The organism is Candidatus Zixiibacteriota bacterium (assembly GCA_017999435.1).
GTDB lineage: Bacteria > Zixibacteria > MSB-5A5 > GN15 > FEB-12 > JAGNLV01.
This window is the reverse complement of sequence record JAGNLV010000001.1, coordinates 798276-817809: the sequence shown is the minus strand read 5'-3', so window position 1 is coordinate 817809 and position 19534 is coordinate 798276. Positions and strand designations below refer to the sequence as shown.

Annotated in this window: 17 protein-coding genes; 13 read left to right on the top strand and 4 right to left on the bottom strand. The window is 66.9% G+C overall.

All coding sequences use genetic code 11. The features are described 5' to 3' along the window. Positions 1 to 54: 54 nt before the first annotated feature. Positions 55 to 1395, bottom strand: coding sequence for a tRNA (N(6)-L-threonylcarbamoyladenosine(37)-C(2))-methylthiotransferase MtaB (gene mtaB, locus KA261_03590; protein ID MBP7696869.1), 1341 nt, complete (start codon positions 1393 to 1395; stop codon positions 55 to 57). Positions 1396 to 1549: 154 nt separating this feature from the next. On the opposite strand from mtaB, the gene KA261_03585 reads away from it, so the two are divergent. The 3 genes from KA261_03585 to KA261_03575 are packed head-to-tail and all read left to right on the top strand — an operon-like array spanning position 1550 to position 2766. Next, positions 1550 to 2125 carry an AAA family ATPase gene (locus KA261_03585; protein MBP7696868.1) on the top strand — a complete coding sequence of 192 codons (576 nt, stop codon included), beginning with the start codon at positions 1550 to 1552 and terminating at the stop codon, positions 2123 to 2125. A 4-nt stretch (positions 2126 to 2129) separates the two neighbouring features. Then, complete coding sequence (locus KA261_03580) at positions 2130 to 2465, top strand: hypothetical protein (protein MBP7696867.1); 336 nt, start codon at positions 2130 to 2132, stop codon at positions 2463 to 2465. Next, complete coding sequence (locus tag KA261_03575; GenBank protein ID MBP7696866.1) at positions 2458 to 2766, top strand: hypothetical protein; 309 nt, start codon at positions 2458 to 2460, stop codon at positions 2764 to 2766. Before KA261_03580 ends, KA261_03575 begins: the two co-directional genes overlap by 8 nt. Positions 2767 to 2786: 20 nt before the next feature. Here KA261_03575 and KA261_03570 read toward each other — a convergent pair whose 3' ends face one another. Together KA261_03570 and KA261_03565 are read right to left on the bottom strand one after the other, a co-directional pair. Next, positions 2787 to 4787, bottom strand: coding sequence for a cation:proton antiporter (locus KA261_03570; GenBank protein MBP7696865.1), 2001 nt, complete (start codon positions 4785 to 4787; stop codon positions 2787 to 2789). A gap of 98 nt (positions 4788 to 4885) precedes the next feature. Beyond that, positions 4886 to 7015, bottom strand: a complete 2130-nt coding sequence (locus KA261_03565) for an RNA-binding transcriptional accessory protein (GenBank protein MBP7696864.1) — start codon at positions 7013 to 7015, stop codon at positions 4886 to 4888. Positions 7016 to 7188: 173 nt separating this feature from the next. Here KA261_03565 and KA261_03560 point away from each other — a divergent pair, with 173 nt between their 5' ends. The 10 genes from KA261_03560 (at position 7189) to KA261_03515 (ending at position 17406) form a co-directional block, all read left to right on the top strand. Next, positions 7189 to 8433, top strand: a complete 1245-nt coding sequence (locus KA261_03560; protein MBP7696863.1) for a class II glutamine amidotransferase — start codon at positions 7189 to 7191, stop codon at positions 8431 to 8433. A gap of 132 nt (positions 8434 to 8565) precedes the next feature. Further along, the gene (gene pdxT, locus KA261_03555; GenBank protein MBP7696862.1) at positions 8566 to 9186 is read left to right on the top strand and encodes a pyridoxal 5'-phosphate synthase glutaminase subunit PdxT; all 621 of its coding nucleotides are present in this window, start codon (positions 8566 to 8568) and stop codon (positions 9184 to 9186) included. After that, positions 9187 to 10149 carry a lipoyl synthase gene (gene lipA, locus KA261_03550; GenBank protein MBP7696861.1) on the top strand — a complete coding sequence of 321 codons (963 nt, stop codon included), beginning with the start codon at positions 9187 to 9189 and terminating at the stop codon, positions 10147 to 10149. Continuing rightward, the gene (ispH, locus tag KA261_03545; GenBank protein ID MBP7696860.1) at positions 10143 to 11069 is read left to right on the top strand and encodes a 4-hydroxy-3-methylbut-2-enyl diphosphate reductase; all 927 of its coding nucleotides are present in this window, start codon (positions 10143 to 10145) and stop codon (positions 11067 to 11069) included. The genes lipA and ispH overlap by 7 nt, the downstream gene beginning before the upstream one ends. Before the next feature lie 40 nt (positions 11070 to 11109). Further along, complete coding sequence (ccsA, locus tag KA261_03540; protein MBP7696859.1) at positions 11110 to 13359, top strand: cytochrome c biogenesis protein CcsA; 2250 nt, start codon at positions 11110 to 11112, stop codon at positions 13357 to 13359. A 101-nt stretch (positions 13360 to 13460) separates the two neighbouring features. Continuing rightward, on the top strand, positions 13461 to 13757 hold the full coding sequence (locus KA261_03535; protein MBP7696858.1) for a Rieske (2Fe-2S) protein: 297 nt from the start codon (positions 13461 to 13463) through the stop codon (positions 13755 to 13757). Continuing rightward, complete coding sequence (locus KA261_03530) at positions 13750 to 14388, top strand: O-methyltransferase (protein ID MBP7696857.1); 639 nt, start codon at positions 13750 to 13752, stop codon at positions 14386 to 14388. Before KA261_03535 ends, KA261_03530 begins: the two co-directional genes overlap by 8 nt. Before the next feature lie 550 nt (positions 14389 to 14938). Beyond that, the gene (locus KA261_03525; GenBank protein MBP7696856.1) at positions 14939 to 15370 is read left to right on the top strand and encodes a hypothetical protein; all 432 of its coding nucleotides are present in this window, start codon (positions 14939 to 14941) and stop codon (positions 15368 to 15370) included. 68 nt (positions 15371 to 15438) lie between these two features. After that, positions 15439 to 17115, top strand: coding sequence for an electron transfer flavoprotein-ubiquinone oxidoreductase (locus KA261_03520; GenBank protein MBP7696855.1), 1677 nt, complete (start codon positions 15439 to 15441; stop codon positions 17113 to 17115). 24 nt (positions 17116 to 17139) lie between these two features. Beyond that, the gene (locus KA261_03515) at positions 17140 to 17406 is read left to right on the top strand and encodes a hypothetical protein (protein MBP7696854.1); all 267 of its coding nucleotides are present in this window, start codon (positions 17140 to 17142) and stop codon (positions 17404 to 17406) included. 22 nt (positions 17407 to 17428) lie between these two features. Here the strand turns inward: KA261_03515 and KA261_03510 are convergent, their stop codons facing one another. Beyond that, entirely contained in the window at positions 17429 to 19285 is a 1857-nt protein-coding gene (locus KA261_03510) for a peptidylprolyl isomerase (GenBank protein ID MBP7696853.1), read from the bottom strand. Positions 19286 to 19534 lie beyond the last annotated feature (249 nt).

Sequence of the window (19534 nt, the reverse complement as noted above, 5' to 3'; positions counted from 1 at the left end):
CCAGTTCGAAACGTACGGCAGCCACCCTCGAGCCATCGAGGGTGGCTGCGTTGTTTAGGCCGGCGGCGCGGGCGAACCGACGGGAATCCCCTCGAGGTAGTCCTCGCGCGCGGCGGTGACGGCCACGGGCACGAGCGCCCGCTCCCGGTAGGCGGAAGCGGGGAGTTTCACCCGAAGATAGTTGTCGGAGAGGGCAAAGTAGGCGCCGTCGGGCTCGCTTCTGTGCTCGGCGATGACCTCCAGCGTCCGGCCGACCTGGCGTTCGAGGTTGGCGCGCTGGAGCCGCCGCGAGAGGTCGGCGAGAATCCGGTTGCGGCGGCGGACTTCCGCGGCCGGAACCTTGCCCTCCAAGGCGGCCGCGGCCGTGCCGGGACGGTCGCTGTAGCTGAACACGTGGAGGTAGTCGATCAAACCGGAGGCGGCCAGGCGGCGCGTCTGCTCGAAGTGCTCCTCGGTCTCGCCGGGGAATCCGACGATGACGTCGGCGCCGATGGTGGTGCCGGGGACGGCCGCTTTGAGGCGCGAGGCGCGCTGGACGTAAATGGCCTGGTTGTAAGGGCGGCGCATGGCGCAGAGAATTTCGCTTGAGGCGGACTGGAGGGGGAGATGGAAGTGGCGGCAGAGGCGGCCGCGCGATTCGGCAAAGACCTCGATGAGGTCGTCCTTGACCGCCTGCGGCTCGACCGATGACAGGCGCAGGCGGGCGAGATCGGTCTCGGCGAGGAGGAACCGGCAGAGGCCGGCAAGCGAACGGATCTGCGGTTCGCGCCCCCGGTCGCGGTAGTAGCCGATGTTGACGCCGGTGAGGACGATCTCGCGGTAGCCCTGGGCGGCAAGGGCGTTGATTTCGGCGGCGATGTCGGCGGCGGGACGGTTGGCCAGCCGGCCGCGGACGATGGCGACGATGCAGAAAGAGCACCACTGATTGCAGCCGTCCGATATTTTCACCCAGGCGCGGTTGCGATTGTGGAAATCCTCGATGAAGGGGGAGCAGGAGAGGTCGGGCGCCTCGCGGAACAGGTCGGGCAGACGGGCGGGAAGGATGCGGTCGATGGCGTCTTTGTCGCGGTTGGGGACGATGACGTCAACTCCTTCAAGGCCGGCGATCACCTCGGGGTCGTGGTCGACGTAGCAGCCGACGACGACGATGCGGCCGTGGGGATTGCGGCGGGCGGCCTGGCGGATGAGGCGGCGGCAGTCGGCATCGGCGCGATGGGTGACGGTGCAGGTGTTGATGACGGTGAGGTCGGCCGGCTCGCCGTCAGCGGCCCGCCGAAAACCGAACGGGTAGAGCTTGGCCGCCATCCGCTCGGTTTCATACTGGTTGAGGCGGCAGCCGACCGTCTGGAGGCGGATGACTTTTGTTTTCCTCGGGGCGTCGACAGGCTCGGTCATAGCACACTATTATACGCGATTTGGCGCGGGGGCGGGGAGAAAAATGCGGGCCGGGGAAGCGTCCGCGACCCGACCGCCGCGGGGCGCGCGCGGCGCCGCGGAAACGGGAAATCCTCCTTGCCCGCCGCGCGGTTTGGGGCGTTATTACGCGGCGATGGACAAGGCGGATAAGGCGCCGACCGCACCGGTCCTGGCGCTCGTGGGTATGCCGGGGTCGGGAAAGTCGACCGCCGCGGAGATGCTGGCCGCGCGGGGGTGGGCGACGATCCGGTTCGGGCAGGTGACGATCGACGAAATCGCGGCGCGCGGGCTGACGGTCGATGAGCGCAACGAGCGGGCGATCCGCGAGGAACTGCGGCGCGTGCACGGTCCGGACGCCTACGCCCGGCTGGCCATGCCGAAGATCCTCGCAGCCCGGGAGACCGGGAGAGTGCTGATCGACGGGCTGTACTCGTGGTCGGAGTACAAGTACCTCCACGAGGCACTGGCCAGCCGGATGCTCGTGCTGGCGATCACCTCGGCCCGCAGGATCCGGTACGCCCGGCTGGCCGGCCGCAGCGAGCGGCCGCTCACGGCCGAGGAGGCGCGCCGGCGGGATTTCGCCGAGGTCGAGAACCTCGAAAAAGGCGGGCCGATCGCCATGGCCGACTACACTATCGTCAACGACGCCGCGCTCGACGACCTCCGGCGGGAGGTTGACCGGGCCATCGCGTTTCTCTTCCCCTCCTGACATGATGGACGAGCGGGCGATCAAAAAGCTGCTGGCCCAGGAGCGGCAGCGCTGGTTCGGGTGGGGGCACGAGGACTGGCGCGAAATGATCGAGGCGACCCCGGATGACGAAGATGGGGAGCTCTTCTTCTACCTCGCGCCCTTCGGCGGCGAGGCCTTTCCGGTCGAGGTCGTCTGTTTCCCCGACCCGGACGGGGCGATGGAGATCTCGCTCATTGTGACCATCGAGGAGAACGGGCGGGAGGCGGAGGCGGCTTGGATGGTGTACGCCGACGGGGAGAAAGAAATGCTGGTGGAGACGACCGACCGGCGGGAGGGGGACGAGGAGGGTGATGAGTAAGGGGCCGCAGACGGGGCGGCTGGCGCCGCCCGATATCAACCGCCTCCTCCAGGAGGAACGGCTGCGGTGGGCGCGCCGCCCGTACGAGTTTCTCCGCACGGTTCCGTCGCACCCCGAGGGGCCGCTCGCCTACTACCGGTTCCGATCGGGGCGGACGTTTTTCGTGCGCCTGGCAGTGGTGTCGGCCACCGAGGCCCGGGTGGAGCTGCGGGTGACGGCCGAGGAACAGGCGGGGTGTCTGGGGTTCGGGCGGCGGCCGGCGGGGAAGGAACTCACGTTCACGGTTCTGCGGCCGGTCTGAGGGCCGCGGCGCAGGGGGGGTCATTCTTCCGGCCGAAGGAGTTGCTCGGCGGCGAGACAGGCGGCTGGCGAGCCCAGCATGTACAGGACATCCTCGGCTTCCACGACCGCGTCGGCGCCGGGATTGGCCGTCACCTGCTCGCCGCGGCGGATGGCGAGGATGTTGACGCCGCAGCGGGCGCGCAGGTTCAACTGGGCCAGGTTGCGGCCGGCGAAGGGGGAATCGGGCACGACGCGCACAGACGTGATTTCGACGTCGCTGATGCCGGCCGGAAGGTCGGCCATGCGGGGGGCGGGGTGGGACACGGTGCGGAGCATCTCATAGCTGTCCGACCGGATTTCGCTGATGAGGCGCTCGATTTCATCGCGCGGCACCAGAAAGCGGCTCAGCACGCGGGTGAAGATCTCAATCGACGTTTCGAATTCCTCGGGGATGACTTCGTTGGCGCCAAGCGCGCGGAGAGGATTGACTTCGGTGACGAAGCGGGTGCGGACGACGATGTGGAGGTTGGGGTTGAGTTCGCGGGCGAGCTGGGTCACGCGGCGGGTGCCGGCCGGGTCGGAGATGGCGATGACGATGATCCGGGCGGTGTCGATCCCGGCCAGGCGGAGCACCTCCGGGTAGGTCGCATCGCCGAATTCGATCAGCTCGCCGTTCTCCCTCTCCGCGCGGACCGTCTCCGGGTTGGTCTCGATAATCCGATAGCGGATCCCGGTCCGCCGGGCGGCGCGCGCGACGTTCCGGCCGTTGACGCCGAAGCCGACAATGACGAGGTGGTCCCGCAGGGTCTCGCGGGCGCGCTCGTCGAGCGCCGGCAGGCCGCGGGCGAAGCCGCGCCGAAGGCGCGAGGGGAGGGGCAGCCGGGCCAACAGGTCAGCGATGCGCGGGCCACCCGTGATCATGAAGGGCGTCGCCAGCATGGTCAACACGGAAACGCCAACGACGTTCTGGTACCAGAAGGTGTCGAGCAGGCCGAGGTCAAAACCGACTTTGCCCAAAATGAAGGCGAATTCACCCATGCCCGCCAGCGCCAACCCGATGAGCAGCGCCGTGCGCAGCGACATCCCGAAGGCCAAAACAACCGCGGAACCGACCAGCGTCTTCATCACCAGCACGCCCACGGTGATGGCGAGGACGGGGACGGCGTTCTGCAGGAGGACGCCGGTGTTGAAGAGCAGGCCGATCGAGACGAAAAAGAAGCTGTTGAAAACGTCGCGGAAGGGGAGAATCCCCTCGAGGGCGTGGTGGCTGTACTCCGATTCGGAGATGACGAGCCCGGCGATGAAGGCGCCGAGACCGATGGAGAGCCCGGCCGCCGACGACAGCCAGGTCACGGAGATCGCGATCAGGGCGATCGTCAAGAGGAAAAGCTCCCGGCTCCGCGTCCGCGTCACCTGGTAGAGGATGGCGGGCGTGACCCAGCGCGCGAGCACGACAATCAGGGCGGTCATGACGGCGCTCTTGACGAGCAGACTCAGCACGGAGCCGGCGGCCGAGCCCGACTGCTGGGCGAGGATGCCGGTGATGAGCATGGTCGGGACGATGGCGATGTCCATGACGACGGTGAGGGTGAGAGTCATGCGCCCGTGCGGACTGTCCAACAGCGCCCGCTCCTGGAGCGTCTTGAGGACGATGGCGGTCGAGTTGGTGCCGATGAGAAAGCCGAGGAAGAGGGCCAGCCGGCCGCTCACCCCGAGCGAGAGACCCACCGCCCACGAGACCACGGCGCTGAGCGCCACGAGCAGCACGCCCCCGATGAGACCGAATCGGCCCGTGCGAATCAGCCCGCGGAAAGAAAACTCGAGCCCGATGGCGAACAGGAGCAGGATAACGCCGATGTGGGCGAGCTGATCAACGTTCTCAGGGTCGTGAATGAGGCGCAGACCATCCGGCCCGATCAGCGCCCCGGTGACGAGAAAACCCACGATGGTCGGGAAGCGGAGCCGGTGGCAGACGTACAGCACGATCAGCGAGGAGGCGAAGATGACGGCGATGTCGCGCAGAATCGGGATCTGTTCCATACGGTGACCTCGCCGCAAAGTACGGCGGCGGGACCGCGCGGGCAAAGAAAAAATCTCCGCGCGCGTGCCCTGGGAGGCGGAGCCGACGCCCCGCCGGGCTAGCGGCGCAGCGAGAGAGCGATGCGGCGGCGTGCGAGGTCGACGTCGAGGACAGTCACTCTGACGCGCTGGTGGACTTTGACGATTTCGGCGGGGTTGCGCACCCAGCGGTCGGCCAGCTCGCTCCGGTGCACCAGGCCGTCCTGGTGCACGCCGATGTCGACAAAGGCGCCGAAGGCGGTGACGTTGGTGACGATGCCGGGAAGCTGCATCCCGACTTTCAGATCCTCGAGGGTGCGGACGGCATCGTCGAAGTGGAACGGTTCCCAGGCGCCGCGCGGGTCGCGGCCGGGTTTGGCCAGCTCGGCCATGATGTCGGTGAGAGTGGGCAGTCCCACGGCGGCCGAGCAGTAGTCCTCGAGGCGGAGGCGCCGGCGGAGGTCCTCGCGGGCCATCAGGTCGCTCACCGTACAGCCGAGGTCGGCGGCCATGCGTTCGACGATGGGGTAGCTCTCGGGGTGGACGGCGCTGCGGTCGAGCGGGTTGTCGGCGTCGGCGATCCGCAGAAACCCGGCCGCCTGCTCGAAAGCTTTCGGCCCGAGCCGGGGGACGCGGGCGAAAGCCCGGCGCGACCGGAACGGGCCGTGCTCGTCCCGATACGCGACAATGTTCTGGGCCAGCGACGGACCAAGGCCGGATACGTACGCGAGCAGCTCCCGGCTGGCGGTGTTGACCTCGACGCCGACCGAGTTCACGCAACTCATCACGGTGTCGTCGAGGCTCCGCCGGAGCATCCCCGGGTCGACATCGTGCTGGTACTGCCCCACCCCGATCGCCTGCGGGTCGATCTTCACGAGCTCGGCCAGCGGGTCCATGAGGCGGCGGCCGATCGACACCGCGCCGCGCACGGTGACATCGTGCTCAGGAAACTCCTCGCGGGCGACCGCCGAGGCGGAGTACACCGAGGCCCCCGATTCGTTGACCATCTCGACCGAGACATGGGCGGGCAGGCCGATCTCGCGGACGAAGGCTTCGGTCTCGCGGCCGGCGGTGCCGTTGCCGATCGCGATCACGCTGATCCGGTGCCGGGCGCAGAGGGCCTTGATCTCGACTGCCGCATCGCGGCGCTCCGCGTCGGAGCTGTGCGGGAAGACGGCGAGGTGGTCGAGGAGTTTGCCCTGGCGGTCGAGGGCGACGACTTTGCAGCCGGTGCGAAAGCCGGGGTCGATAGCGAGCACCGCCTTGCGCCCGAGAGGCGGAGCCATCAGCAGTTCGCGGAGGTTGTCGGCGAAGACGCGGACCGCCTCGGCGTCGGCGCGCTCTTTGAGGGTAGCGCGCAGCTCAGTCTCCAGAGCGGGGGCAAGGAGACGCTTGTAGGAGTCGTGCACCGCCTCGCGTACCTGCTCGGCCGCGGGATTGTCGGCCATGAGGAAGATCGTTTCGAGGATGGCGAGCGCGGAAGCCTCGGGGGGAAGCAGGCGCACCGAGAGGACGCCCTCGGTCTCCCCCCGGCGGATGGCGAGGTAGCGGTGCGACGGGGCTTTGGCGGCGGGTTCCTCCCAGTCGAAATAGTCGGCGAATTTGGCCCCCTCGGTTTCCCGGCCGGCGATGACGTGCGAGCGGATCGTCGCCGCGCGCGCGAAGAGTGCGCGGAGGCGGGCGCGGGCATCGGCGTCCTCATTCACCCACTCGGCGATGATGTCGCGGGCCCCCGCGAGGGCGTCGGCGGCGGTTGCGACGTCTTTCGCGGGGTCGACAAAGGCCCCGGCCTCGGCCGCCGGATCGAGGGCGTCCTGGGCGAAGAGCAGTTCCGCCAGCGGCTCGAGGCCGCGCTCGCGGGCTATGGCGGCGCGGGTGCGGCGTTTCGGCCGGTAGGGAAGGTAGAGGTCCTCAAGCACCGCCATGGTCGCGGCCGCGGCCAGGCGGGCTTCGAGTTCGGGCGTGAGGAGACCGCGTTCGTCGAGCGATTTGACGATCGCCGCGCGCCGCTTGTCCAGCTCGCGCAATTGCGTGACCCGGTCGCGAATCGAAGCGATCGCGACTTCATCGAGACTGTCCGTGGCCTCCTTGCGGTAGCGGGCGATGAACGGGATAGTCGCGTCGTCGTCGAGCAGGCGCACGGCGGCCTCGACCTGAGAGGGCCGGAGGCCGAGTTCGCGGGCGACAGTGTCGACATGCGGATCGTTCATAGGGACCATCCCGGCCCGGGTCGGAGAGTGCCGCCGCCCGGTCCGTTGCCCGCAAAATACGACACCGGCGGGCCAGAGGAAAGAGGGGAGCATCGAAAATCGCCGCCGGGCCGGGGGATCCGATCCCGCCCAAATCGGTTGCCGGGAGGGAGCGAATGACCTATGATGGGCGTATGACACGCCCGCCGCGACCGCCCTCGGCTATTCTCCGTCTTCTTCCGGTCCTGCTCTGGTGCGGGCTGGTGCTCGCGGCGCTGCCGGAAATGCCGCGCGCGCCGGGTCGGCCGGCCGACCGCAGCCACAACTGCCGCCTCTGGGGGATCGCGGGGGAGACGCCGCGGGGGAGCGCGCTCCGGGAACAGCTCCTCGGCGGCGCGGCCTCGATCGACAGCCTGAGCCGGTTTGACCGCGACGGGTGGGGGTTGGCGTACTACCCATCGGCGGCGGGCGGCGGCGGGGGCGGGTCGGCGCCGGTTTGCGTGGTCGAGCGCTCAGCCGCCGCGGCCATCGACGATCCGCGCTACGACACGGCGGCGGCGGCGCTGATCTATGCGGCCCCGCCCATCGCCCTTGCCCATATCCGGCGGTGCTCCTCCGGGCTGTGCGGAATCCCCGATCCGCATCCGTTCCGTCGCGAAAAGGGCGGCCGCACGTGGCTTCTGGCCCACAACGGGACGATCGGCAAGGCGGTGCTCCTTGACCTGATCCGCCCGGACTACCTGGCGGCCAACCCACCGCAGTACGGGAGCAACGCGGCCGAGTGGATCGACTCCGATCTCTACCAGATTTTCCTTCTGCAATGCCTCGAGGACTACGCTTTCGCGGTCAAGCCGGCGCTCGGGGCGGCGGTGGAACGGCTGCGTGCGGCGATCGCGGCGCCGCAGTTGAATTTTCTGCTCAGCGACGGCGCCGCACTCTGGGCCTACGCCGAGGGGAACACGCTCTGCTACGCCGCCGAGGCCGGGGACTCGGCCTTTGCGGCGGTGATGTCGCAGCCGCCGACGGTCTCGGGGGAGGGTTGGACGTGGCTGACCGACGGCGACCTGGTGACGCTCGAACCGGGGGCCGCGCCCCTGGTGGAGCGGATCGAGCAGTACTTCGACGGCACGGGGGCGGACGGCGAGCCGCCTGCCCTGCCGCGGGCGATGGCGCTCGAGCAGAACTACCCGAACCCGTTTAACGCTTCGACCGTGATCGCCTTCGAGTTGCCCGCGCGCGCGGCGGTGCGGCTGGCTGTTTGCAGCGCACTCGGCCGCCATGTCGCAACTTTGGCCGACGGCGTCCGGGGGGCGGGACGGCACGAGGTGCGCTGGGATGGACGGGACGACAGCGGCAAGCCGGTCGCCAGCGGCGTTTACCTCTGCCGCCTCGAAGGGGCAGGACGGTCGGCCGTGCGAAAGATGATCGTTCTCAAATAGGGGGGCCGGGGAGACCGGTCGGGGCGCATGACGGGCTTGACCGCCGGCGGGGAGGGGACTTTATTTCGGGCACTTTTGACGCCCTATAGTTGTTGCTGAAGCCTGAGATGAGACGGGGAACGCGGAACCGCCATGAGTGAATACGGCAAACTGACAGTCGGCGTGCTGGCGCTCCAGGGGGATTTCGAGCGCCATTTGTACCAGCTCCGGCGGGTCGGGGCGAAAGCGCGGGAAGTGCGGAGACCGGCCGACCTCGAGGGGCTGGACGGGCTGATCATGCCGGGCGGCGAGTCAACCACGATGAACATTCTCATGGACCGGTTTGCGTTGCGTGAGCCGCTGCGCGCGTTCGCACAGACGAGGCCGGTGTGGGGCACCTGCGCGGGAATGATCATGGCGGCGCGGGAAATCGAGGACAACCAGGCCGGGGTGCGGCCGCTCGGGCTCATCGATATCACGGTCGTGCGCAACGGCTACGGGCGGCAGGTCTTCTCGTTCGAGGCGCACCTGGCGGCGCGCCTGGGCCCGGCCGCGACGGCGCTGGCGGCCACCTTTATTCGGGCGCCCCGCGTGACCCGGGTCGGGCCGGGGGTGACCGCCCTGGCCGAGTACCGGGGGGCGCCGGTCCTGGTGGCGGCCGGGCGGGTGCTGGCGAGCTCGTTCCACACCGAGCTGGGGGAAGACACGACGTTGGTGGAATATTTCCTGCGAAAATACTTGTTGCGAACGGCCGCCGCTAATATATATTCGTAGATGCAAAAAGTCTTTTTTACCCAGTCGGTCGGCGACCGCTCAGCCCACGCGCCGTCGCCCCAGGCCCCTCCCCGGCGGGAGCGGGCGATGGTGCCGGGAGTGCGGCTGCCGCGGTGGATGAAGACGCGGGCCGGCTATTCGCCCAACTATGACCGGATCAAGAACCTGCTGGTCGCCCACGGGCTCCACACGGTCTGCCAGGAGGCGGCCTGTCCCAATATCAGGGAGTGCTGGGAGGGAGGGACGGCCACCTTCATGATCCTGGGGAAGTACTGCACGCGCGGGTGCAACTTCTGCGATGTGCAGAAAGCGCTCCCGACGGGGCTGGACGAAGACGAGCCGAACCGGGTGGCGGCGGCGGTCGCCCAGCTCAATCTGAAACAAGTCGTGATCACCTCGGTCACGCGAGATGACCTGCCGGATGGAGGCGCCTCTATTTTTGCCCGGACTATAGAGGCCCTCCGAAGGCAGGATTCTGACGTCAAGGTCGAGTTCCTCATACCTGATTTTCGCGGCAATCTCGACGCCCTCGCGGTCGTGCTGGCCAGCGGCGTCGACGTGCTCGCGCACAACGTCGAAACCGTGCAGCGGCTGTACAAGCGGGTGCGGCCGGGGATGAAACTGGACCGGTCGCTGGAGATCCTCCGGACCGCCGACCGCTACCGCCCGCGGCCGGTGGTGAAGACCGGGTTCATGGTCGGCCTGGGCGAAACGGGGGAGGAGATCCGGGAACTGCTGGAGCAGATCTACGCGGCCGGGTGCGACATCGTGACGATCGGCCAGTACCTGCGGCCCTCGCCCCACCATCTGCCGATCGAGCGCTTCTACGCGCCGGAGGAGTTTGCCGAGATGGCCGCGCTGGGGCGGGCCATCGGGTTCGGGCACGTCGAGGCCGGACCGCTCGTGCGCAGCTCGTACAAGGCTTTCGAGCAGTCCCGGCGCCTGCTGGAGCAATCATGCTGAAGAAAATACACATCGCGCGGCACCACGGGTTCTGCATGGGGGTCAAGCGGGCGATCCAGATCGCCGAGGAGACGGCGCAGCGGGCGGCGGGCCCGGTGACCATCCTCAACGAGATCGTGCACAACGACGCCGTGGTGGCGAAATTCCGCGCCCAGGGCGTGGGCCAGGCCTTCGCCGTGGACGACGTGGACGGCGGCACGCTCATCATCTCGGCCCACGGCGTGGCCCCGGCGGTGAAAGAGGCCGCGCGGAACCGCGGGCTCAACCTCGTCGACGCCACCTGCCCGCTCGTGGAGCGGATCTACATCATTCTCGACAAGATCGTCAAGAACGGCTACCACGTCATCCACTGGGGGGAGAGGGATCACGATGAGACGCGCGGGGTGGTCGGACACGCCCCCGGGCACATCACCGTCGTGTCCTCGCGGGAGGAACTGCTCGCCCTTCCCGAATGGGCCGACCGCCGGCTGGGGCTGACGGTGCAGACGACGGCGCACATGGACGACGTAGCGGCGGTCGAAGAGCTGGCGCGGGAGAAGTGGCCCCACATTGAGGTTTTCAACACGATCTGCAACGCGACCACGCAGCGGCAGAACGCGGTGATGGATCTCGCGCCGCAGGTGGACATGGTGCTGGTCGTGGGGTCGGCGAGCTCGGCCAACTCCAACCGGCTCGCGCGGATCGCCAACGCGATCTGCGGGCGGGGGATTCTGATTGCCTCGGCGGCCGACATCCGGGATGAGTGGTTTGCCGAAGAGACCGACATCGCGCAGGTGGGGGTGACCGCGGGGGCGTCGACGCCCGACTTCCTCGTCGAGGAGGTGATCCGGCGGCTCGTCGAAATTTCCGGCGGGACGGCCGAAGTGATCAAGCCGGAGCGGCGCCGGCGGCGGGGGAGCGACGAGGCGGCGCTCGACTAGCCCGCCGGCGACCGTCCCACCCAAAGAGCAGGAGCCTGGCATGGCAGCATTTGGCGAGTATTGCATCCTGGCCGCGGCCGCGGCCGCGTTGCTCTCGGCCGTCCTCTATGCCCTCGTGTGGCGGGGGCGCGAGGACTACCGGCGGGCGGCGCGGGCGGCCTTCACGCTGACGGCGCTGTTTCTGACCGGGGCGCTCCTGGCTCTGCTCCATCTGATTCTCACCCACGATTTCCGCATCGCCTACGTCTTCTCCTACTCCTCGACCGATCTCCCCCTCTGGTACCTTGTCGCTTCGCTGTGGGGCGGGCAGGAAGGGACGTTCTTGCTGTGGATCGTGTTCGTGGCGGTGCTCGGGCTGGTGCTGATCGCGAGCCCCAGGGCGCGGGAATTCGAGGCCGGGAATCTCGTCTTCGTGAATCTCTTCATTTTGTCGATTCTGTTCATTCTCCTGAAGAAGTCGCCCTTTGAGTATCTGCCGGTGTGGCGGACCGAGGGCAACGGGCTCAACCCGCTGCTGCAGAACTACTGGATGACGATTCATCCGCCGGTGATGTTCGTGGGGTTCGCGGCCGCGGTGATGCCGGCGGCGTTTGCGATGACTGCCCTGGTGGGGCGGAAGTACGATACCTGGGCGGAAGCGGCGCGGCCCTGGACGCTCTTTGCCTGGGCGGCCCTGGGAGCGGCGCTCGTCCTCGGCGGCTATTGGGCCTACGAGACGCTCGGCTGGGGGGGATTCTGGGCGTGGGACCCGGTCGAAAATTCGTCGTTCATTCCCTGGATTTTTCTCGCGGCCCAGATCCACGCCCTCTTCATCAAACGCCAGCGGCAGGGACTCATGCGCTTCTCCCTCGCCATCGTGCTGGTGACGTTCTGGTCGGTCCTCTACGGAACGTTCCTGACCCGGTCGGGAGTCCTGGGAGACTTCTCGGTGCACTCCTTCGTGGACCTCGGAATCAACAACTTCCTCCTCGGCGGGCTGGCGGGGTTCATCGCGCTCGGGTTGTCGCTGCTGGTCTGGCGCTGGCGGGACATCCGGCCGGGAGCGTCGTTTGCCAATGTCGCATCGCGCTCGTACCTCGTGTCGCTCGGCGTCGTTGTGCTGTTTCTCGGCGGACTGCTCACCCTGGCGGGGACGTCGGCGCCGCTGTTGACTCGGCTGGCCGGAGAGCCTTCGGCGGTGGGATTGTCGTACTACTTCGCGACCATGACGCCGGTGGCGGCAGTCGTGCTTCTGCTCCTGGGTCTGTTCCCGAGTTTTCGCTGGAACCACGGACTCTCGCGGCGGTGGCTCCTGCTGGGGGGCGGCGGCGCGGCGGCGGCCACGGCCGCCGGCTTGTGGCTGTCCGGGACGACGGGCGATCCGCTGTACCTCGCTCTCTTCGCCGCGGCGACCTGGGCGCTGGTTTCCAACGGCTACGCCCTGGCCTCGTCCTGGCGAAAAGGGGCAGTCAACCCCGCCTACCTCGCGCACATCGGCCTGGCGGCGGCACTGATCGGTGCGGCCGTCTCAGCCGGGTTCGAAACCAAGCAGACGGTCCGGCTGCCTCAGGGAGAAACGGTCCGCGCCATGGGGTACGATCTGACCTTCGTCCGCACGGAGCCGACCGCCAAAGGGTTTGACTGCCGTGTCGAGGTGGCCGGGGCTGGGGCGGCGTTCACCGCCGTGCTGCCGCACGAGTTCCCGCGCAACATGGAAGGGACGATGCGCAAACCGCACGTGGAGAAATTCCTCGGGCACGACATCTACCTGTCGCCGTTGGCTCTCGAACAGCCGAAGGGACCGGAGCCGGGGTCGTATACGCTGGCCAAAGGGGAGTCGGCCGCGGTGGACAAATATACACTGACCTTTCACGAATTCGCCCTCACCAGCCACAGCGAGGGGGCGGTGACCGAAGCGGGAGCGCGCATCACGGTGGCCTGGGCCGGCGGCCGCGAAGAAATCCTGCCGCGGCTGCGCGTGAGCGGCGACGAGGTGGCGGCCCTCCCGGCGCCATTTGACGAGGGGCGGGGGACGGTGGCCATTACCGCGGTGCGGCCCGAGGACGGTGCGGTGGCGATCAAGGTGGCCGGCGCTTTTGTGCCGCCGGCGGAGATGGCGGGGGAGACGCTCACGATCGAACTGTCAGAAAAACCGCTCATCAACCTGTTCTGGCTCGGAACCGCGCTCGTGTTCGGGTCGGGGTTGTGGTCGATGCGGGAGAGAAGACGTCGCCGCGTGACCGATGCCGCAGGGACCGGCGCGGCCGCCAAAGCGGCGCCGGGGGAGATTTCGCGAGAAATATCCGTTTGATATTCGGTCCCTCCGCCGTATCTTAATTCAGTCGCGCACGACGCGCTTCGTCAGACCAGGCAACCCGCGCGACGCAGTCACAACGCATGGCGAGAATCCGGATGGGGCGAGTCAGCGATCTGCCGCCCGGACGTTCCCTGGAGAAACGGGTGCTGGCGCGGCGGATCATCGTCGTGAACGATGCGGGGATCATGCGCGCGCTGGAAGGGGACTGCAAACACATGAAAGCTTCGCTGGCGAGCGGCCCGATCGAGGACGGGGTCATCACCTGCCGCATGCACGGGTGGAAATACCGGCTCGCGACCGGAGAGTGCTTGACCAACCCGGCGTTTCGGCTGAAGACTTATCCGGTCGAGACCGAAGAGGGAAAGATATACGTGGTAGTCGATCATGGTTGAGCAAGCGACCGATCTGTTTGCGAAAGTCCACCGGTATCTGGAGGAGATTGCGCCGCCGCGGCCGCCGGTGATGCGGGAAATGGAGGCCTACGCCGCCGAGCACGGGTTTCCCATTGTCGGCCCGCTGGTGGGGAGATTTCTCTACCAGCTGGCGATGCTGACCAAGGCGCGGCGGGTGATGGAACTGGGCTCGGGCTTCGGCTACAGCGCGTACTGGTTTTCGCTCGCGATGGGGGGGCGGGGGGAGATTGTGATGACCGATGCCGATCGCCGCAACAAGAGACGGGCGAATGACTATTTCATGCGCGCCGGGCTGGAGAGCCGGTTCGACTTCCAGGTCGGCAACGCCCTGCGGCTGCTCGAACGGCAGGACGGGCCGTTCGACATCGTTTTCAACGACGTCGACAAGGAGGATTATCCGCGGACGATCGAGCTGGCGGCGCCGCGCCTGCGCAAGGGCGGGTTGTTTCTGACCGACAACGCGATCTGGAGCGGTCGGGTGGCCGATGGCCGGGGCGACGCACCGACGCAGGCGGTGCGGGCTTTCAATGCCGCTCTCGTGCGCGACAGCCGGTTCTGGACCACCATCGTGCCGATCCGCGACGGCGTGGCGGTGGCGCTGCGCCTGTGACCGGGCGCGCCGGGGCCGGACGACAGCGACAGCCTCTGTCTGTCAGGTTTCGTCAGGCGGAAACCGACAGCCCCGAAAATTGCGGTCCAGCCGGGAAACCTTCCCGGCTTGCCGGACGTTTAAGGAGTAGTCAGTGCGGCTCAAGTCTCCGCGGCGATTTCCGATAGAACGCTTGAACGGTCATTGGTTCCGCGAACGAGATTTCATAGAGATCACCTTAGGGAGGAGCCGGCCCGCCGAGTGGATCGCGGCGCGGACTTGAGCACCGAACAGAGGGCGCAGATATCGGCGGAGTCGGACGGGGAAGCGGCCGGCGACGACCGGCCGGAGTGCCAACACAGAAATCAGTTGACAACGGGCTGTAGAAAATAGTTAGATTTACCCCCGTTAGGCTGATCCGCCGAGCGCGGCACAAAAACCTGACGTCTCCGATCCCCGGCGCAACTCCTCGACCGCGAGCAGTCGCCGAACCAAAGAGTCAAAGGGTACGAGCGGTCGCAAGACCTGCGAACGAGAAACATTAAGGTCGTTTATTTTTCCAGGAGGAATCATGGCTCCCAAGCGCGCGAAATTCTTTTACTACGGCGATGACGCCCGCACGGAAGAGGTGCGGAAGTTCATTGAAGATGCCGGGATTATGCTCGACATGCGGGACATGTCGCAGCGCCCGCTCACCCGGTACGAACTGTCGGACTTGATCGGCCATCTCAACATCGAGCACTTCATCAACAAGGCCTCAGAGGCGTACGCCGCGCACGGTCTGGACGGCGGTCCGCTGGACCGGGAGAAGGTGCTGGACCTGATGGCGCAGGACTATACGTTGATTCGCAAGCCCATTATCGTCTACTCGCGGCTGCTGACGATCGGGTACGACCGGAAGAAAATCACGGAGATGTTCCAGATCAACAGCAACGGGCAAGCCGAGCCGACGATTCCGGAAAACCGGGGCAACCGGCGCATGGCCGCCGGCGCCAATCGCTGAAACGGGCTTTTCAATTCGTCCCGTCTTGACTATACTTCCGTACGTTGTAGCGCGGAAAGGTGAAACGTATGGAAGTGCAACGCGAAGTTCTCGAGACAGATATAGCGATTGTCGGGGCCGGACCGGCCGGGCTGGCGCTGGCCTATCATCTGGCCAGGCTGGCTGAGGCCGACGGCGGCGCGGCCAAACCCGAGATCCTCCTGATGGACAAGGGCGCCTATGCCGGCGCCCACTCCCTGTCGGGAGCGGTCATGGATCCGCGGGGGATCCGCGAACTCATCCCCGACTTCGAAACGCTCGGCGCGCCGCTGGCGGCGAAGGTGGGCGCGGACTCCCTCTACTGGCTGAGCGAGCGCGGGGCGACGAAATTCCCCTTCCAGCCGCCCGCCCTGTCCAACCACGGCAACTACATCATCTCCCTGAACAAATTCGTCGGCTGGCTGGCCGAGCAGGTCGAGGGCGCGGGCGTCGACATCTACGCCGGACTCGCCGGGTACCAACTGCTGGTCGAGAACGGCGCGGTGACGGGGCTCCAGACGGTCGATCTGGGGGTCGACAAGCACGGCAATCCGAAATCGAATTTCGAGCCGGGGTCGATCATCCGGGCCAAGGTGACGGTGCTGTGCGAGGGAGTGCGGGGGTCGCTGACAAGGCAGGCGTTCGAGAAGATCCCGGCGCTCACCGCCGGCGCCGTGCCGCAGGCGTACCTCACCGGCGTGAAAGAGGTGTGGGAGGTGCCGGCGGGGCGGATCGCGGCGGGGACGGTGATCCACACGATCGGCTGGCCGCAGCCCCGCCATGAGTACGGTGGCGGCTGGGTCTACGCCATGTCGGACACCATGGTGTCGGTCGGGTACGCGGTCGGGCTGAACAGTCCCGACCCGACGAACGACCCCCACATGAAGTTCCAGCGCTACAAAACCCACCCCTTCATCCGGCGCCTTCTCGACGGCGGCCAGATGCAGCACTACGGCGCGAAGGCGATTCCCGACAACGGGTGCTTCGCGATGCCCAAGCTGTACCACGACGGTCTCCTCCTGTGCGGCGACGGCGCCGGCATGCTCGATCCCGCCCGGCTCAAGGGGATTCACCTGGCGATCAAGGGGGGGATGCTCGCGGCCGAGACGCTCTTCGAATGCGCGAAGAGCGGGGACTATTCGACGGCGCGGCTCAAGGCATACGCGGAGCGGTTCGAGCGGAGCTGGGCCGGGGCGGAACTCCGCAAGACGCGCAATTTCCACGCGGGCTTCGAGGGCGGGCTCTACGCCGGAATGTTCCACGCCGCGGTGCAGACGGTGACCGGGGGGCGCGGGCTGTTCGACCGCCGCGTTAAAAAACCAGACCACGAGTACATGCTCACCCTCGCCGGATTCGAACGCCGGTTCGGGCGGCGGCCGGAGAAAGCGCGCGTGAAGTGCGACAACGCCTACACCTTCGACAAACTCACCGACGTGTACAAGTCGGGGACGATGCACGAGGAGGAGCAGCCGCCGCACCTGGTGATCGCCGACTACGACATCTGCAACAACCGGTGCCCCGAGGAGTACGGCAACCCCTGCCAGCACTTCTGTCCCGCGCAGGTGTACGAGATGGTGGACGACGACCAGCGGCCGGGAAAAGTGCGGCTCCAGCTCACGCCCTCAAACTGCGTCCACTGCAAGACCTGCGATATCGCCGATCCCTACCAGATTATCCGCTGGATGACGCCGCAGGGAGGCGAGGGGCCGAACTACGAGAATCTCTGAGGGCCGCGGGATGACGGATCGCGCATGACGGCGTTGGTGCCGGGGTCGGCCGGCGTGGCCCTCCTCCTGGCCGCCTTCGTGCTGAGTCTGCTGGGGCGGCTGTCGGAGCACGGGATAGCCTATCTGGCGATGAATGCGCTGGGCGCGGCGCTCGCCTGCTGGTATGCCTGGGCGAGCGGTCTGCTGCCGTTCGTGGTCCTCGAGGGGGCCTGGGCGGCGGCGGCGCTCGTGCGGCTGGCGGTCGGGACCGGCAAAAAGAGAGGCTCGCCGCAAACGGGCGAGCCTCGCTAATCGGCGGCGCCGGGGTCGAAACTCAGTAGGGCATGCCCCGCTGCTCGACCAGCGCGCGCTGGACGTAGTTCTCCACTTTCGAACTCTTCACCGTCTCCTCCATCCACCGCGTAAACAGCTCCTGCCGCTTGTTGTTGAGGACAACGGTGCGGACGGAGTCGCGCTTCTCCGTGTACACCGACATGTCGGGAGCCTCTTTGCTGAGGAGCCGGAAGATCACGACCCCCTGGTCATACTTGACCGGTCCGGAGAACTCGCCCGGCCGACTCAGGCCGAATGCGGCCCCGATCGCCAGCGGATCGCGGCGGATGCCGGGCGCGTAGCCGGAGCGGGTGAAGGGGTCGGGGGTTTCGTACTGCTCGCCGAAGCGCTCGGCGGCGGTCTTCGGGTCGCTCCCCTGCTGGATCAGGTTCCAGATGGCGGCCGCGGTGTCGACGCACAGCGCCATGACTTTCTCCTGCTGCACGTCGAGAGTGACGCGCTCGCGGGCCTCCTCGAACGTGGCCAGCCCGGCCGGACGCTTCTCGGCGACCTGGACGACATAAATGGCGCTGTTGTTTTCCCAGACATCGCTGATGGCGTCGACGGCTTCATCGAAGGCGAACATGCCGGCCTGCGCATCGCTGCCGAGGTACTGAATGTTGCGCCCGCGGAAGAAAAGGCCGGTGTTGCGCACGGGGAACTGGTGGTCCTCGGCGGCCTTGAAGAAGCCGATCTTCTTGGCGTCCGTGCGGAACGCCTCGAGCCGGCGGTAGGCCTGATCGAGCGTCTCCTGCGAGGGTTTGGCCTGGATGAGGATGTGCGAGGCGAGGACTTTCTCGACATCCTCCGGCTCGGTCTTGCCGCGCGGAACCTCCCGCTCGGTCTTGCGGTCAAAGAGCTTGATGATGTGCCAGCCGAACTGGGTCTTGACCGGTTCGGAGACCTGGTCCTTGTTCAACTGGAACGCCACTTTCTCGAACTCGCCGACCATCTGGCCGCGGGCGAACCAGCCGAGGTCGCCCCCCTTCTCTTTCGAGCCCGGATCCTCGGAGTAGAGGCCGGCCATCTCGGCGAAGTCGGTGCCCGCTTTGATGGAGTCGTAGATGGCTCTGGCCCTCTCGTAGGAGGCCTCCCAGTCGGACGGCGCGGGCGACTTCTCGATGAGGACGACGTTGAGGGCGGCGCGCTCTTCGACCGTGTACTTGTCGCGGTGGGCGTTGAAATACGCCTCAATCTCCTCCGCCGTGCCCGTCGGGGCCGGACGGGAGAACCGGGCGAAGTCGACGTTGATCATGCCGACCGTGACCTTCTCCTGCGAGCCGAGGAACCACTCGCGGACTTCGTTCTCGGTCACCTGGACGTCCTGGAGCACCAGCTCCTGAACTTTCATCTTGGCGATGTCGTTGCGCGCCGCGGCCTCGATCTGGGACCAGAAGGGGGCGGCCTGGGGATCGAGCATCGCCTGCTGGTACTTCTGGTAGTCGAACTGGCCGTTGGTCAGGAAGTACGGCAGCGTCCGCAGCTCGGGCGGCGGGGAGTAGGCGAGGTAGGAGAACAGCTCCTCATCGGTGACCACGATCGCCTCGTCGCGCACTTTCTGCTGCATGATCTGATCCTGGACGACCTGTTTCCAGGCTTCGAGCTGCAACTCGCGGACCTTGGCGTCAGGGAGGTCCTCGTCGGAGTCCTGCTGCTCGCTCTGCATCATGTTGTTGAGGATCGTGTTGTAGCGCTCCCACGAGATTTCCTCGCCGTTGACGACGCCGGCGACATTGGCGTCGGCAAACCTCTGCCGGCCCGAAAGCCCCATGCCCCACTCGAGAACGATCATTCCCGCGAAGAGAAGGAGGACGATGAGGATAATCGGGAGAATCATGCGGCGAAGTGCATCGAACATCCGTTCAAACTCCTTATTTCCAGTTCCGTTCTATCCAGTCTTATCGGGTCATGCCGTAGCGGGATAAACCGAGTCATGGAATATAATGTACCGCCCCGATAATGCAACCGGGGGGTGCAAGAATTATACAAAAAGAGGGCAAGGGGCGACGACCACCGTAGCCATATTGGGGGACAAGGGCTTAGGGTGGAGCAACGAGTTCGAGGCAGAAGGCGTAGGGGTCAATGACACGGGCGGCCCGCATGGCGG

What these genes read in the sequence shown, in the direction of transcription:
- mtaB (MBP7696869.1), bottom strand. Translation starts at nt 1,395, where the DNA reads ATGACCGAGCCTGTCGACGCCCCGAGGAAAACAAAAGTCATCCGCCTC.
- KA261_03585 (MBP7696868.1), top strand. Translation starts at nt 1,550, where the DNA reads ATGGACAAGGCGGATAAGGCGCCGACCGCACCGGTCCTGGCGCTCGTG.
- KA261_03580 (MBP7696867.1), top strand. Translation starts at nt 2,130, where the DNA reads ATGGACGAGCGGGCGATCAAAAAGCTGCTGGCCCAGGAGCGGCAGCGC.
- KA261_03575 (MBP7696866.1), top strand. Translation starts at nt 2,458, where the DNA reads ATGAGTAAGGGGCCGCAGACGGGGCGGCTGGCGCCGCCCGATATCAAC.
- KA261_03570 (MBP7696865.1), bottom strand. Translation starts at nt 4,787, where the DNA reads ATGGAACAGATCCCGATTCTGCGCGACATCGCCGTCATCTTCGCCTCC.
- KA261_03565 (MBP7696864.1), bottom strand. Translation starts at nt 7,015, where the DNA reads ATGAACGATCCGCATGTCGACACTGTCGCCCGCGAACTCGGCCTCCGG.
- KA261_03560 (MBP7696863.1), top strand. Translation starts at nt 7,189, where the DNA reads ATGACACGCCCGCCGCGACCGCCCTCGGCTATTCTCCGTCTTCTTCCG.
- pdxT (MBP7696862.1), top strand. Translation starts at nt 8,566, where the DNA reads ATGAGTGAATACGGCAAACTGACAGTCGGCGTGCTGGCGCTCCAGGGG.
- lipA (MBP7696861.1), top strand. Translation starts at nt 9,187, where the DNA reads ATGCAAAAAGTCTTTTTTACCCAGTCGGTCGGCGACCGCTCAGCCCAC.
- ispH (MBP7696860.1), top strand. Translation starts at nt 10,143, where the DNA reads ATGCTGAAGAAAATACACATCGCGCGGCACCACGGGTTCTGCATGGGG.
- ccsA (MBP7696859.1), top strand. Translation starts at nt 11,110, where the DNA reads ATGGCAGCATTTGGCGAGTATTGCATCCTGGCCGCGGCCGCGGCCGCG.
- KA261_03535 (MBP7696858.1), top strand. Translation starts at nt 13,461, where the DNA reads ATGGGGCGAGTCAGCGATCTGCCGCCCGGACGTTCCCTGGAGAAACGG.
- KA261_03530 (MBP7696857.1), top strand. Translation starts at nt 13,750, where the DNA reads ATGGTTGAGCAAGCGACCGATCTGTTTGCGAAAGTCCACCGGTATCTG.
- KA261_03525 (MBP7696856.1), top strand. Translation starts at nt 14,939, where the DNA reads ATGGCTCCCAAGCGCGCGAAATTCTTTTACTACGGCGATGACGCCCGC.
- KA261_03520 (MBP7696855.1), top strand. Translation starts at nt 15,439, where the DNA reads ATGGAAGTGCAACGCGAAGTTCTCGAGACAGATATAGCGATTGTCGGG.
- KA261_03515 (MBP7696854.1), top strand. Translation starts at nt 17,140, where the DNA reads ATGACGGCGTTGGTGCCGGGGTCGGCCGGCGTGGCCCTCCTCCTGGCC.
- KA261_03510 (MBP7696853.1), bottom strand. Translation starts at nt 19,285, where the DNA reads ATGTTCGATGCACTTCGCCGCATGATTCTCCCGATTATCCTCATCGTC.